Annotated in this window: 12 protein-coding genes; 7 read left to right on the forward strand and 5 right to left on the reverse strand. The window is 51.8% G+C overall.

The window, feature by feature from the left end; genetic code table 11:
- Positions 1-8 precede the first annotated feature (8 nt).
- The 5 genes from BD_RS14860 to BD_RS14880 all read left to right on the forward strand — a co-directional run bounded on the left by BD_RS14860 (position 9) and on the right by BD_RS14880 (position 6,973).
- Positions 9-941, forward strand: coding sequence for a signal peptidase II (locus BD_RS14860; RefSeq protein WP_011165599.1), 933 nt, complete (start codon positions 9-11; stop codon positions 939-941).
- Positions 942-1,008: 67 nt separating this feature from the next.
- Positions 1,009-2,277 (forward strand): C1 family peptidase, encoded by a 1,269-nt coding sequence (locus tag BD_RS14865; RefSeq protein ID WP_011165600.1) that lies wholly within the window; start codon positions 1,009-1,011, stop codon positions 2,275-2,277.
- Positions 2,267-2,665, forward strand: a complete 399-nt coding sequence (locus BD_RS14870) for a hypothetical protein (protein ID WP_038448398.1) — start codon at positions 2,267-2,269, stop codon at positions 2,663-2,665. The genes BD_RS14865 and BD_RS14870 overlap by 11 nt, the downstream gene beginning before the upstream one ends.
- Before the next feature lie 183 nt (positions 2,666-2,848).
- On the forward strand, positions 2,849-4,312 hold the full coding sequence (gene hflX, locus BD_RS14875) for a GTPase HflX (protein WP_011165602.1): 1,464 nt from the start codon (positions 2,849-2,851) through the stop codon (positions 4,310-4,312).
- 156 nt (positions 4,313-4,468) lie between these two features.
- Positions 4,469-6,973, forward strand: coding sequence for a delta-60 repeat domain-containing protein (locus BD_RS14880; RefSeq protein WP_011165603.1), 2,505 nt, complete (start codon positions 4,469-4,471; stop codon positions 6,971-6,973).
- Between the two features lie 4 nt (positions 6,974-6,977).
- Here the strand turns inward: BD_RS14880 and BD_RS14885 are convergent, their stop codons facing one another.
- Complete coding sequence (locus BD_RS14885; protein WP_011165604.1) at positions 6,978-7,808, reverse strand: exonuclease domain-containing protein; 831 nt, start codon at positions 7,806-7,808, stop codon at positions 6,978-6,980.
- A 109-nt stretch (positions 7,809-7,917) separates the two neighbouring features.
- Here BD_RS14885 and BD_RS14890 point away from each other — a divergent pair, with 109 nt between their 5' ends.
- Positions 7,918-8,601, forward strand: coding sequence for a TorF family putative porin (locus BD_RS14890; protein ID WP_011165605.1), 684 nt, complete (start codon positions 7,918-7,920; stop codon positions 8,599-8,601).
- On the opposite strand, the gene BD_RS14895 is transcribed toward BD_RS14890, so the two are convergent.
- On the reverse strand, positions 8,573-9,529 hold the full coding sequence (locus BD_RS14895; protein ID WP_011165606.1) for a flagellar motor protein MotB: 957 nt from the start codon (positions 9,527-9,529) through the stop codon (positions 8,573-8,575). The genes BD_RS14890 and BD_RS14895 overlap by 29 nt on opposite strands.
- Before the next feature lie 2 nt (positions 9,530-9,531).
- Complete coding sequence (gene motA / locus BD_RS14900; RefSeq protein WP_038451640.1) at positions 9,532-10,398, reverse strand: flagellar motor stator protein MotA; 867 nt, start codon at positions 10,396-10,398, stop codon at positions 9,532-9,534.
- A gap of 103 nt (positions 10,399-10,501) precedes the next feature.
- Between motA and BD_RS14905 the strand changes: the two genes are divergently transcribed.
- Complete coding sequence (locus BD_RS14905; RefSeq protein ID WP_041583622.1) at positions 10,502-12,304, forward strand: protein-disulfide reductase DsbD family protein; 1,803 nt, start codon at positions 10,502-10,504, stop codon at positions 12,302-12,304.
- Positions 12,305-12,308: 4 nt separating this feature from the next.
- On the opposite strand, the gene BD_RS14910 is transcribed toward BD_RS14905, so the two are convergent.
- Both BD_RS14910 and BD_RS14915 read right to left on the reverse strand, forming a co-directional pair.
- Positions 12,309-13,766, reverse strand: a complete 1,458-nt coding sequence (locus BD_RS14910; protein ID WP_144313795.1) for a methyl-accepting chemotaxis protein — start codon at positions 13,764-13,766, stop codon at positions 12,309-12,311.
- 12 nt (positions 13,767-13,778) lie between these two features.
- Entirely contained in the window at positions 13,779-14,522 is a 744-nt protein-coding gene (locus BD_RS14915; RefSeq protein ID WP_038448405.1) for a DUF5020 family protein, read from the reverse strand.
- Between the last annotated feature and the right edge of the window lie 23 nt (positions 14,523-14,545).

Here is a 14,545-nt window from a genome sequence, read left to right on the forward strand (position 1 = left end):
TGAAGTTCATGAAAAAACGTGAATGGCTAATTGTGATTCTGCCACTTCTGGCGACGTGGTCTTTGGACCGCATCACCAAGATCTGGGCCACGGGAATCACGCAGTTGAAATCCTATGGTCCCGTGCACTTCGTTCTTCATCATAACCATGGGGCTATGCTGGGGCTGTTCTCGGATCTGCCGTCTGTGCTGCGTATCGTGTCCCTTTCAACCGGCGGCGCGTTTTTGCTGGCGACTTATGCTTTGATTCAATATCTGCTTCCGATTAAATCCCTCACTTTGCGCTCGGGCCTTTCCATCCTGATTGGCGGAATCATCGGCAATGTCACGGACCGCATCATCTGGGGTTATGTGGTGGATTTCATCGTGGTCGGCACTCCGTCCCTGTCCAGTCCGGCATTCAATATCGCCGATGCCCTGCAGTGGGTGGGATATGGTCTGATCGTCTATGCGATCATCCGCGAGGGTGAATTGCTATGGCCCGAAAACAACGTGCGCAAACAGTACTGGGTGAACATGCCTTTCCAGCTGAAATACTGTTTTATTCTGATGGGTGTGGGTTTAAGTCTGACGCTGATCTGCTCGGTGTTTTCCTATACCTACATGCGTGTGACGATTCAGGAGCTGGTGGGCAACAACGCCTTTTTGCTGAACAAGTTTCTGGTGCCCTTTGTGATCACCTTTATGATCATCTCGGTTGCGTTCTGTGCGATCTTGTTTGCGGTGGGCCGTCTGATTTCCCACCGTATTGCCGGTCCACTTTATGCCTTTGAGCGCTTCCTGAACCAGGCCCTGGAAGGCAAAGCCGAAGCCCATCTCAAGCTCCGCACCGGAGACGAATTCAAACATCTGGAAGAACTGGCTGACGAAATCAACAAACGCCTGCACCAGATTAAAAAAGAGCGTACCGTCAATGTGATCGAATACAAAGAAGAGGGCTAGCCCCTCTTTTGGTCCTGATTTCCGCGTAAATCCACAGGTTTTCCCTCTGAATTCCGATAAACAAACCATGCGCAGTACATTGATCGCAATTCTATTTTTGACGGCCTTCCCTTTGGCAGAAGCTCTTGCCGAGAACTGCAGTATTTCCAGCATCCAAACACAGGCCAAGCAAATCGCTCTAGGCTATCAAAAATACGATATGTCGATGGAGATCGACTCACTGACCAGCCGCATGCAGCGATGCAAGATTCCCAGCCGCAGACTGGGGGTGCCTGACACTTTCTATCCCACCCTGCGCACTCAAACCCTTCGTGCTGAATTCAACCGCATCCAGGTCGATATGGAACAATATGCCAACACCGGTCGCATTAATGAATTTGTCGAAGCCTACACGGCTTATGGTAAAGCCCTGGGTTTTCCTCCGAATATTCTGAAGTCCTTCACGAACGGTCTTAAAGCCAAGGCTGAAAAATCCTATGCCCGCGAAAAGAAATCCTGCAAACCCATGGACGTCAGCAAAGAAATGGGTCCGGTGCGAAATCAGGATTCCATCGGCTGGTGTTATGCATTTGCGGCCGCGGATATACTGTCTTTCAAACTGAAAAAGAAAATCTCTGCGGCGGACATTGCCGTAAACTATAACGACAGCCTGTTCAACACCGGCGCCAAATACGTCGGAGTCAAAGCCGGCAGTCTTGAAGGCGGCTTCCCTTCCAGCGCCCTGGAAGGAGCCATCGAAAAGGGCCTGTGTCTGGAAAAAGATTTTCCAAGCGAAGACAACATCAACGGTGAATACCAGGAGCTGATCACCCAGATTGACAAACTGGGACGGGATGAAATCACGTCGTGGTCCGCCCCCAACTGTGAAAAGGTCTATCAAACCTCCCGCCGTCTGTTCCCGAATGTGAGCACCAAGGACCTGGAACACATCCTGAAAACTTCTTCGCGCGCGGACTTCATCGACCAGATGGCCAACCGCACGTGCAAACAGCGTATCAAGACAAACTTGAAAGTGTCTTCCCCGTGGACCTTCCGTGAAAAATCCTTGGGTGATGAAATTGACGAGCAATTGAGCGCCAAAAATCCGGTAGTCCTTAGCTATGATGCCACTGGCCTTACCGACCGCCGGGACTATTCCGAGCTGGGCATGCATGCCAGTGTGCTGGTCGGTCGCAGATTCAATGAAAAATCCGGACAGTGCGAATATCTTCTAAGAAATTCCTGGGGCCGTAGCTGCGGTTACTATGATCCCTCTTATCAGTGCAAAGAGGGCAATATCTGGATTCCGAAAGCGGACATCGTAAAACGAGGCAAGGGTGCAACTTATGTTAAGTAGTCTGATTCTGTTTCTGACAACGCCTGTGTTTGCCGCGGATCTGACCTGCCAAAAAGGCAGCTTCCGCATGCCGTACAATGCTGAAACCAAAGTCGTTGAAGCGCAGACTTACTGTTTCAATGAAGACCGTACCGAGCTTTACTCCAAAGACTGCCAAAACCGTAAATGCACGGCTTTCACAGTCGATATCGAAGTTAAGACAGCGGACATTCTGGATCAAAAAAGCAATCCGGGCTTCAATCTGTGCCGCAAGCTGGGGGGCAAGCCGGAGTTGTTGGAATTTGAAGCCTCCAAAGAGTGGTTTTCCCTGGATCGCTGTGTCTTCAAGGACGGCTCCTTTGTGAGCACCGGCGAACTGGTGCGCCACTATCTGCGCCCACGCAAATAGTTCGAACCCAAAAGCCCTCAGTTCGGTTTTATCCCTATTTCAGCCAACTGTCCTGAGGCTCACATTCCTTGGCATCGAATCCAGCAGGTATTTGCTACATCCTGAGGCAGCGATCCCCCTGGATTTATAAGGTTTTTTGAAGTCGCACTGGCTTTTGCAACAGCCTGTGCTATACCCTTCGCCATGAACGAAACCACGCCTCTTAAAGCCGTCCTTGTCGGTATCCAACTTCAACGCACTTCAGATCAGGAACTCAAAGGGTCTTTGACGGAACTTTCCCGTCTGGTCACCACTCTGGGGTATGAAGTTGTCGGCCAGATGTCCCAGCGTCGCAGCTCGACCAAAACCGCCACCGTCCTGGGTGATGGCAAACTGAAAGAACTGGCCGAGTGGACCGGCGGCACGGGCAAAATCAGTCCAAACTTCACCAAGAAAAAACACAAGGCCGCTTTGCGCTTTAAAAAAGACGAAGAAGAAGACGATCTTTTCGGTGATGACGTCGAAGAAGTTTTCGAGGTTGAAGAAGGCGCTGAAGACATGGATTCTTCCGGCGACACAACACCTCAGGAAAAAGCCCAGGTTGTGGTTATTGACTGCGATCTTTCCCCGTCCCAGTTGCGCAATCTTGAAAGCGCCACCGGTGCCCAGGTTCTCGACCGCACCGGGGTGATCATTGAAATCTTCAGCCGTCACGCCCGCACGCGTGCAGCCCGTCTGCAAGTTGAAATTGCGCGTTTGACGTATGTGGCTCCACGCATGCGTGAATCCACTGCTGGCGATGACCGTCAGGGTGGTGGCGGTAAAGGGGCCGGTGAAACCAGCATCGAGCTGGATCGTCGTAAGATCCGCGACCGCATCAAGGAACTGAAGCAGGAACTGGCTTCCATTTCCCAGGAGCTGGACACCCGTCGCGCGCGCCGTGAACAGGAACTGACCGTGGCCCTGGTGGGTTACACCAATGCCGGCAAGTCCTCGTTGATGCGGGCATTAACCGGCAGTGATGTGCTGATCGCCGACAAATTGTTTGCAACCCTGGACACCACCGTTCGTATTCTTTATCCGGAAACCAAACCCAAGATTCTGGTTTCAGACACTGTGGGGTTTATCAAAAAACTTCCGCATGATCTGGTGGCGTCTTTCAAATCCACACTGGATGAGGCGGCGAATGCGTCGTTGCTTCTGTACACCGTGGACTGCTCCGATCCGACATTCCGCTCACAACTGGAAGTCACCCGCACCGTCCTGGCAGAGGTCGGCGCGCAGGATATTCCAAGCAAGCTGATCTTCAACAAGCGCGACCGCCTGAGCCCTGAAGAAGAAGCCGAACTGGCAAAAGAATTCCCGGAAGCTCACTTCATGTCGGCGAAAAACGCGGATGATGTGGCGACCCTGCATTCCATGCTGGTAAAACACTTTGAAAACGAGATGGTCGAGGAAGATGTTCTGATCCCCTACACCACTCAGGGTGCCATCGGTGAAATCCGCGGCAAAATGCGTGTACTGAACGAGTCCTATGAAGCCAACGGCGTGGTTCTGAAAATCCGCGCGCACCGCGAAGACCTGCAATCCATGAAAGAGCGCTATGGTCTGATTCCGGGTAAAGGTAAAAAGAAAAACAACCTAAGCTGGAACATCGACGAAGATTAGTTCCTCGGGGTCGGCCCCACCACCGAGGGTGGGGCTCTCAAATTGAGACGAGCAACAGTTTCTTTCAAAACACGACAAGCGTTCTAAACTAGCAATCGCCTTTTACCGAATAGTTCCTGGGAACTGCCTCCTGGAACTCTCGTGTAAAGGCAATAAATGACTTCTTACTTCCGGATTCTATCACTCTGTCTTGTCATTACTGGCTGCTCCATCGATGCCAGCATCCTTTCGTCCGACAGTTCCTCTGTAAGCCCGCCTTCACTCACACCAGACACAGACACATCATTGGTATTTGGCGACAACGGGTTTGTTAGATTTAAGCTGAAAACCGGCGGAATTCCCGGCGAAAACGATTCCAACGCCCTCACGGTTCAGGCCGATGGCAAGATCCTGCTGGCGGGTTATGCCGATGTTATTGACGGAGAAGATTTTGGAATCCTCCGTCTGAACGCTGATGGCACCCTGGACACCAGCTTTGCCGGAGACGGCAGCTGGACTTATGCTCCCGGAATAAACAACTTTGACAACCTAATGGATATCACCACCCAACCCGACGGAAAAATCCTGGGTGTGGGCCTGAGCAATGAAGGCAGTACGTCGTCTATTGCCCTGGTGCGACTCAATTCCGACGGCACTCCGGACGTCGGCTTTGGCACGGTGGGCTTCTCGTATCTTAACCTGCCTTCGGCGACAGAGAGCGAAGGAAAGAAAATACAGCTTTTGGCCAACGGAAAAATTCTGGTCGCTGGAATAGCTTTTGTCTCTCCTTACAACCAGATCTTTGTGGCCCGTTACAATTCAGACGGAAGCCTCGACACCACTTTCAACTCTGGATCGGGTTTCAATATTTTGACAATCGCCGGACGTAACAATGACGTTTACGACCTTAAAACCGACAGTCTGGGAAGAATCATTGTCAGCGGTTATACTTGGCCTACCGGAGACCTGAGCGGTGTGATCGCCCGTTTGAGCAGCGACGGAAGCCTTGATACGGCGTTTGGTGGCACCGGGATTGTCATCACCAACCGCAGCAGTTCGGCGAACGACAGCATCTACAGCATCCATCCTCTAAGCGATGGCAGCATCCTCGTCGCGGGAGCCCTGACCACGGCTGGAAACTCCAATTGTTATCTTTCAAAATACACAGCTGCAGGAGCGGTAGACGCCACCTTCAACGGAACAGGAATTTCTGTTGTGGACTTTGGAGGAAGCGATGTTTGCCGAGGCATGGATGTCATGAGTGATGGCAGCATTATGATGAGCGGGAACAGCGCCAACAACTTTGTTGCAGCGAAACTGACTGCCGCCGGGGCTCTGGATGCCAGCTATGGTGCCAGCGGACTCGTCAGTGTCGACGTCACGGGCAACACAAAGTACGACTACATGGCAGACTCGCACCTGCTCAGCGACGATAAGCTTCTAATTGCAGGTTATACGTTTACCGACAATGAAGAGTACTCCGTGGCCCGACTCAACCCTGACGGCAGCCTGGATACCACACTGAACGGCACTGGAACCGGATACTATGACATTGAAGGGGACCCCTACGATGCCATTGCCTGCATCACACTGCAGCCTGATGGAAAAGTTCTGCTCGGAGGCGCATCACAGAGCAATGACTGGGGCAAAACAGCTGTGGCACGCCTGAATCTTGACGGCACTCTGGACTCTTCATTCGGCAGCAATGGCTCCACCCTGGCTTATCCCTTGCCCAACGAGTACGCTTCCTTCGGCAATGTGCACGTCCTGGCAAACGGAAAAATTCTTGCGTCCGGAGACGTGGATGGAAACTTCCTGCTGGCCCGTTACAACACAGACGGCACCCTCGACACCACATTCGCGAGTGGAGCAGGATTTGTCCTGACAAGCTTGACCGCCGGAACCACTGAGTCTGTTTCCAGCATGCTGGTGCAGCCTGACGGAAAAATTGTGCTTATCGGCAGTGAAGATAACAACATCGCTCTGGCCCGGTACAATCCGGATGGCTCACTGGACGGCAGCTTCGGCACCGGAGGAACTTTGCTTCTGGATCTGGGCGACGTCGACCGGGCCCATGATGGACGATACTTGAGTGACGGGAAGCTGCTGATTACAGGCACAACACAAAACATGTTCATGCTTCTAAGACTGAATTCAAACGGAACTCTGGACACGACCTGGGGCTCTGGCACGGGCTATCTGACAACAAATTTTGGCGGCACAAATCACGTCCACGTAAAAATGGCGATTCTGCCGGACGACCGAGTCATTCTGGCAGGACAAGTGGACTCCCATTTTGGCGTGGCTAGATACAACGCCGACGGCAGCCTGGACCCGAGCTTCGGCACCGCGGGGTCTACTCTTGTGACAGTCGCAGGCAGTACCGCTGAAGACTTCCATGACCTGGGCGTGCAAAGTGATGGGCGAATACTGCTTGTAGGCGGCGCAGTTCACGGAGCCCTTTACAAAGCAATAGTATTAAGACTGAATACAGATGGCAGCATAGACTCCAGCTTCGGCACAGCCGGAGTGGTTTTAGAACAACCTGCCGCCGAAAACTTTGAGTCTGACTTCAGAGCGATTGCGATCAACTCCGATGACAGCTTCTATGTCGCGGGTCTTCAGCACAAACACCGTAACTACAGCATCGTCTATAAGTACGGAAAAAACGGAGTGCGCTAAGTGCCTAGATCCAAATGACCTGGGCATCGCTGATACGATTCAGATAATAGCGTTTTGCCGCCTGATCCTTGTGACAGAACGCCTGGAGGTAATCCCCGTCCGGATTTCTGACAATCCCAATCGGGGTCACACGACGGGTGGAACCTCGGTCTGATCCGCCCTCGTAAACCATATCGACATCTTTTTTGGTCTGAATCGCTTCGATGATGGACTTGAACTGAGGTGCACTGAGTGACGCCAGAGAATAGTCCTTCCACCACAGATTTTTTCCCTGACTTTTGATGGCTCCAGCCAAAGTCATTTCCGGTGGCATCTTGGCAAAACAAGCCAACCCCACGTGCAGACAGGCTTTCGCATCGTCGTAGGCCCGGTGGGCCTGGCCCCCGTCAATGTTCAGATGTCTGACCAGAGTCTGCAACTTGTGGTTTTCCACGCCATGAATCCATTTGCGCGAAAGCAGGCTGGTGCACAATGCCGGTTCCGGCAACAACGGCAGCTGATTCTTTTCAAAATCAATGGCCATGAAACCCAGATCAAAAGGTGCGTGATGAGCCATCACAATCGCCCCTTTGAAGAATTCATGGATCTCGCGGATCTTTTCGGTGATCAACGGGGCGTCGGCGACCATTTCGTTGGTGATGCCGTGAATCCCGATGATGAAGTCAGTCATCGGCTCGCGCGGCTTGAAAAGAAACTGCAAGCGGCCGACTTCTTCGCCCTTGTACCACTTCACAGCGCCAAACTCGACCACGTCATGCCCCACCGGATAAGCTCCGCTGGTTTCAGTATCAAAGGCGACATAAGTGTATTCATTCAGTGGCAAATCAAGATTCATAGCGGGCTAATCTACCTTTCTTGGGGCTGTTGGTCCAGTTCCCCGTACGCAGTAAATGCGAAAACTTTGTTTTTCGCACCGGACTGGGTCACAATAAGACGAACTATCTATGCGAAGATACATTGCTTTTACCATTATTCTAATCAGCACTTTGGGGGCCGCGGCCGCCAAAGCCAGCACGTCTCCAACCTTTGCGCTGTCCGGTGATGTGAGCCTGCTTTCACACTATGTGGAACATGGGCTTTCCCAATCCGACAAGTCTCCGGCATTGCAGGGATCATTCTGGTTCAACTTTGGATCTCAATTCCGTCTGGGAGTCTGGGGTTCGAACACGAATTTTGAGCAAGGTGATGACCACTTCAACCTGCGCATGAATGCGGAAGTGAAAGTGGACTTCTCGCAAAACACAGCTCTGGAAATCGGTTACACCAAAAGTCAGTACTACAATGGCGGTGACCACAACGGCGATCTGCTCAGCCTGCACCTGAACCTGTGGAAGTCACGCATCATGTACGACACCAACTCCAACTGGGAAGCGACCCATGAAAAGTCCGAACGCTTTGCTTTTGGCAACATCATGGATGTTTTTGGCGGCTGGAAATGGAACAACGAAATCGGCTATAACACACCGGACGTTGAAACAATCAATCCGTACTTTGATGCACGGACCGGACTGGGAACAAAATGGGGCGTGATTTTCTTTGAAGGAGCCCTCACCGCGACCAGTGAAAGCTCCCAGTTTGATGGGGCCGGTGACTATTTCTTTATTCTGTCTGCATCGACGGATCTGTAATGCCCGTCTCTTCTTTCAGGTCCTGATCCACTTGCTGTTTCAGGTCCTTCTTTTCCGCCTCTTTGCGGTTGCTGATCTGATTCACGAAGCTGTCATACACCGACATGTCCACACGGGAAGGTCCGAACAAGGTTTCCAGCTTGCGCGGCTTTTGCCCATCGGAAGTGATTTCCTTCTGCGCGATTTTCACACGAATGAAACCCACCAGTTTCGCCGGATCAATTTCACCGCGTTTTTCCTTCACACTGATACCACCAGAAACATTCACGGTGTTGTTTTCAAGTGAAGCCAGGATCTTGGCGCGAACGATATCAAAACGCTCGGAAGCCACTTTGTTGGCAGACATCACACTGCCATCCGGAACCGCCTGAATAAACAGACCCGAAGTCAGCTTGATATCCGCATCTTTCAAACCAGTGGTGATGCCTTTGATCTTGTCCATGACTTTCACAAAGTTGGCATTCGGCGTGGAGGTGCCACGCTCAAACAACATGTAGTCAGGAATATCAAAGTCATATCCATCCGGAGTGACTGTCACGTTCTTTGCCACATCGGTCATCTGATCCGCCAGATAAGCCGCCACCACCTTCGTGGAGCCCATATCCAACAGGTTCGGAGTCTTGTCTGCCGGTTCCATGAAACTCTGGAAGGCCTTCAACGGCTCGTTCAGAATATCCAGGAAAAGTTTTTCCAGGGTGATTTCGGCACCGAAGTTCTGGAAATTGTATTCAATAACAGAAGGTGTGGAGAAGTAATCTGAAACCGCTTTTTTGGTTTCTTCAGATTGCCCCACCAGCCACATAACCAGGAAGAACGCCATCAAGGCCGTCATAAAGTCGGCCAAGGCCACCTTCCAGGAACCCCCGTGGTGACCGCCGCCGGAAACTATGATCTTTTTGATAACGATCGTCTGTTTCTTCTCTGCCATAATTAAGCTGCTTTCTTAATTTCTTTCGTTGCCTTGTCGACTTCCTCAAAGGATGGACGCTCTTCAGGCATGATCGAGCGACGTGCGTACTCGACACACACAATCGGAGGTGCACCTCTTTGCAAAGCCACCATCGCAGCTTTGATACAACCCAGGTAACGACCTTCAGCATCAATATCCGCACCCATTTTCGTCGCCGTCGGACCAATCAGACCGTACGCTCCGAAAACCCCCAGCATCGTTCCAACCAGGGCGCTTGCAACCAAGGCACCGATCTTTTCAACCCCGTCCGTCAAGTGGGCCATCGTTTTAACGATACCCAAAACCGCGGCAACGATCCCCAGACCCGGGAAACCGTCGGCCACTGTCTGCACGGCGTGAACCGCCATGTGCTCTTCGTGGTGAATGGCTTTGATGTCGGCATCCAGCAGATCATCAACATCGTACGGAGACATCTCTGCTGACAGCGTGATTTTCATCGTGTCACAAAGGAAGTGAACCGCATGATGGTTGTGCATGAAACTTGGATAAGCTTTGAAGATGTCACTCTTGTCCGGTTCCTCGATGTGTTTCTCGATACCTTGAGGACCTTCCTTACGGAAAGCCTGGAACAACTGGAACATCATCTGCAACAGTTCGACATAATCCTGCTTCTGAGGACCTTTCGCCGTCATTGCCTTGATACTCATTTTGAATCCGGCTTTGATGACCTTCATCGGATTTGCAATAATGTACGCTCCGAGGGCTGCGCCCCCGATAATCATCAGCTCCAGAGGGGCCGCCTTGATGATCACGGACATGTTACCGCCGGCTATGAGGAAGCCGCCGAACACCATCACGAATACAACTAATATACCTACAAAACCCATAAGATATGACCTCTCAGTTTCTCTATCGGACCGAACTGTGTTAATATTGAGTCAGTCGCAAATAAACTTGCCCATGGTCCGGAGAGATACTAAGAGGAAACTCATGAGAATCAGCCTGCTTTACGTTGTAGCCATCCTGCTTTCCCTGATCACAAGTCCAAGGTCTTGGGCTGCAGATCCCAACGACACCGACCCGTTACTGGCAGAAACCAAAGTCGTGCCTTACGAATGGAGCCCGGGCCAGGGCGGCAATATCGAAATAAAAATGACGCTCCCCGAAGGATATCACGCGTATGAAGACAAATTCAGCGTGGTGATCCTGGAACCAGACGGCTTCAAAGTGGCTCCGTTCAAGATTGAGCCGATCGTTGAGTGGCATGACAAGTTCTCCAAGAAGATGCGCAGCGGGGTTGAAAAAGCTGCGACACTCACGGCACATATTGAAGCGCCTCACCGCTTCCTGAAAAAACACACCAAAATGAAAATGGAGCTCACTTATCAGGCGTGTTCAGATCAGTTCTGTCTGTTCCCGACCACAAAACTGATTGAAGTTCCAATTGTCGTGACCATGGTGGAAGGTGAATCCCAAATTCTGGAAGCCGACGTGCAACCAATGGCTGCACCAACGGATTTCTTTGATACCGCCAACTTCCAGAAGTATCTGGGAAGCAGCATGATCGCCGGTTTGATCTTTGTGTTCTTCGCCGGGATCTTCACCAGCTTCACTCCGTGCATCTTCCCGATGATCCCGATCACCCTGGCAGTTCTGGGAAATCACTCGAATGAAAGAACCCGCCTGCAGAATTTCTTCACCAGCTGTATTTATGTGCTGGGCATTGCAACCACCTATTCCCTGCTGGGCCTGGCTGCGGCTTCCAGCGGAGGTTTGTTCGGCGCCAGTCTGGGGAATCCTTATGTTCTGACCGTGGTCTGTGCGATTTTCCTGGCGATGGCACTTTCGATGTACGGACTGTATGATTTGCAGGTGCCAGCCTTCCTGCGCAACAAACTGGGACGCGGAACCAAAAAGCAAGGTGTCATCGGTGTATATCTGACGGGATTGTTTGCCGGTATCGTGGCAAGCCCTTGTGTCGGACCGGTGCTGGTGGCGATTTTGACTTACGTGGCCTCGACACAGAACAAGATGATGGGCTTCCTGTATCTGTTCGTTTACGCCCTGGGCTTGGGATTGATTTTCATTGTGCTGGGGCTGTTCAATCAACTGGCCAATTCCCTGCCTCGTTCCGGTCCATGGATGAATGCGTTCAAGTTCATTCTGGGAACCCTGATGCTTTCGGCATTCTATTACTATCTGGAATTGCTGCTGCCGGCGCGCTGGTTTGACGGCGCCCTTGCCATCGGTCTGATTGTTCTGGCCAGCATCTATGGCGCCTTCTTGCCAGCCAAAGGCCAAAGCGCCCTTCGCCACATTCAAAAAGGTCTGATGCAGGCTTTGCTGGTTGTCGGCATTGGTTACGCAGTGATCGCCGTGCTGGATCTGCGCCCTTATATCCGCGGGCAGATGATGGGTGGCGCGAGCATCAATCAAATCCAAAAATTGAACTGGCGGCCCTACTCTGATGCCGCCCTGGCCCAAGCCACCAAAGAGCAGAAGCCGGTGATAATCGATTTCTGGGCGGACTGGTGTGCGGCCTGCCTTGAGCTGGAAGAACACACCTTCACCGATCCTCGTGTGCGGGCCATGTCTGAAAATTATGTGTTGTTGAAATTTGATGCGACCAAAGATTCACCGGAACTGCGTGAACTGAAAAAGAAATACCACATTCAGGGTTTACCGACGGTGGTGTTCATCAACCCACACGGAGTGTGGATTGATGCTTTGACTTTGACTCAGTTTGAAAAGGCCCCTGAATTCCTGAAACGAATGGAAAAGGGCCGTCAGTAATCGATCAGGCTCCGAGCACTTCGGAGCTGAGGATCTGAACCTGCTGCTGCAGTTCGTGGGCACGACGTTCGATTTCCCCCGCCGTTGCGGCGATCTCTTCTGAAGACGCCGCATTGCTTTGCGATGCCTGATCCAGCTGGTTCATGGCCTTGCTGATCTGGGAAATGCCTTGTGACTGTTCGCTGCTGGCCTGGGCGATCTCGCGATTTAACACCACAACCTGCTCAACCGAAGACACGATTCTGGACAGAACCTGGCCGGAATTATCCGCCACCACGCTGCCTTTTTCTGTTCGCTCCACACTTTCCTTGATCAGACCGTTGATTTCTTTGGCCGCTGTGGCGGACCGCTGAGCCAGCGCACGCACGGCTTCAGCCACGACGGCGAAGCCTTTCCCCTGTTCACCGGCACGGGCCGCTTCGACCGCGGCATTCAGTGCCAGCAGGTTCGTCTGAAAGGCGATGTCATCGATAACGTGGATGATCTCTTCAATTTTTTTGGAATCGCGGGAAATCTGCGACATGGATTCAATCAGACCGTTGATTTCACGCTCCCCTTCTTTGGCCACAGACGAAGAACCATCCGCCAAAGACGAAGCCTGTTTCGCACTGTCAGAATTTCGCGAAACCATCGAAGTCATTTCTTCCAAGGAAGCCACCGTTTCTTCCAGAGAGGCCGCCGCTTCGGTGGAAGACGTGGACAATGCCTGGCCCGCCACGGACAGCTGGGAAATCGCGCCAGAGACATTCTGACTGATTTCGGTCAGCGCCCCGACAACCCGGCCGACAGAACCGGAAACGCGGTTCGCAATCCACAACATGATCAGGAACAGCACCAAGGAAGACCCCAATGCCACACCCACAATCAAAGACGCCTTTTGGGCGCGTTCTTTTTTCTGCAGTTCATTGTTGGATTTGCTGATGGCCGTATACATCTCATAAATCTTGGTGATTGTGTGATCGATCTGGATTTGCAGCACCTGCCAAGGTCCGCCCTTATCCACAAGGCTGACCACAAATTCAAAGTCCGCCGGAGTTCCGCGCAGCAAAGCTTCGCGCACCTGTTTGGTGTATTCAAGATACTTTGGATAGTTGTCCTTCATCGCACGGAATGCCTCGGCCTCGCCCTGGATGAAATTCTGCTTTTCGTATTCGGCCATCGCCGCCTTGTAAGAATCCACCGAACGATCCAGCAGACCCACAAAGTTTTCGCGGTTTTTCATGTCCTCTTTGTTCGCCAAAGCTGCGAAAGTGAAATAGCCGATATTGGCGCGATTCAGATTCAGCTGGCCCAACAGGCGGATATTTGGCACATACACTTCGTAAGATTCATTCAGCATGGTCCCGATCTGACTGAAACCCTGAAAGCTGATCCACGCTGTCACCGACAGAGCGATCAGCGGCAAGACCGCCACACCCAGAAGTTTTCCACGAAGGCCCTTAAACTGTGCTTTAAAATTCATAGACATACCTTATTAAAAGATCCAAAGAAGCTTGGCTTGTGGCACATTTTCAACCACACCCTGGATGCCGTACTTGTTGTTCCAGTATTTGTATTCAACGCCGATCTTCAACGGCACTTTGTTTTGCGTGCGACGATTGAAGTCGTAAAGGAAACTGGCCTGGGTGTGAATGTTGTCCTTCAACGGACCTTCCTGCCCTGCCCAGTCCACAAAACCGGAAAACTCCAGCGGAAAGACCTCACCACCAAAACGTTTCAACCACACCACAGTCAGCTGACCGGTGTGCCCGTCGACCCCCAAAGCGTCGCGATACAGGAACTGGGTGCCCAGGTAATCAAACCACAGATCTTTCCATTCCAAGGTCACTCCGCCCAGATTCACCCGGCGAGCGGGCCCCTGCGGGATTTCAAAGTTCAATTGCAACAAAACGTCCTTCAACACCCCTTCTGGCGGCGTCAAGACGCCGGTCTTACCCAGACTTAGGGCTGGAGAGAATTCACCGTAGTAAGCAGTGCTGTTTTCGGTGTCGGGGCTGGTGATATCAAAGAAGAAAAAATTGGAGCCGTAGGCCCAGGAACTCAAGTGCTCAAAAGTCACGACGGTGGCTGAATAGCTGTCATCGTTGCCTTTTTTGTATTCGTTCCCATGCAGGAATTGGATGTTGGTTTGTGACCAGTCAGCAGCAGAAGAAGTCGCAGCTACAGTTGTCGTCAAAATGAATGCGAGCACATGAAATAGAATTTTGTTTTTAGTCATTCCACCTAGGTTAGACAACCTAA

The organism is Bdellovibrio bacteriovorus HD100 (assembly GCF_000196175.1).
GTDB lineage: Bacteria > Bdellovibrionota > Bdellovibrionia > Bdellovibrionales > Bdellovibrionaceae > Bdellovibrio > Bdellovibrio bacteriovorus.

Excerpts from the sequence above, each read along its gene's own strand:
- BD_RS14860 (WP_011165599.1), top strand. The coding sequence starts at position 9 with ATGAAAAAACGTGAATGGCTAATTGTGATTCTGCCACTTCTGGCGACG.
- BD_RS14865 (WP_011165600.1), top strand. The coding sequence starts at position 1,009 with ATGCGCAGTACATTGATCGCAATTCTATTTTTGACGGCCTTCCCTTTG.
- BD_RS14870 (WP_038448398.1), top strand. The coding sequence starts at position 2,267 with ATGTTAAGTAGTCTGATTCTGTTTCTGACAACGCCTGTGTTTGCCGCG.
- hflX (WP_011165602.1), top strand. The coding sequence starts at position 2,849 with ATGAACGAAACCACGCCTCTTAAAGCCGTCCTTGTCGGTATCCAACTT.
- BD_RS14880 (WP_011165603.1), top strand. The coding sequence starts at position 4,469 with ATGACTTCTTACTTCCGGATTCTATCACTCTGTCTTGTCATTACTGGC.
- BD_RS14885 (WP_011165604.1), bottom strand. The coding sequence starts at position 7,808 with ATGAATCTTGATTTGCCACTGAATGAATACACTTATGTCGCCTTTGAT.
- BD_RS14890 (WP_011165605.1), top strand. The coding sequence starts at position 7,918 with ATGCGAAGATACATTGCTTTTACCATTATTCTAATCAGCACTTTGGGG.
- BD_RS14895 (WP_011165606.1), bottom strand. The coding sequence starts at position 9,529 with ATGGCAGAGAAGAAACAGACGATCGTTATCAAAAAGATCATAGTTTCC.
- motA (WP_038451640.1), bottom strand. The coding sequence starts at position 10,398 with ATGGGTTTTGTAGGTATATTAGTTGTATTCGTGATGGTGTTCGGCGGC.
- BD_RS14905 (WP_041583622.1), top strand. The coding sequence starts at position 10,502 with ATGAGAATCAGCCTGCTTTACGTTGTAGCCATCCTGCTTTCCCTGATC.
- BD_RS14910 (WP_144313795.1), bottom strand. The coding sequence starts at position 13,766 with ATGAATTTTAAAGCACAGTTTAAGGGCCTTCGTGGAAAACTTCTGGGT.
- BD_RS14915 (WP_038448405.1), bottom strand. The coding sequence starts at position 14,522 with ATGACTAAAAACAAAATTCTATTTCATGTGCTCGCATTCATTTTGACG.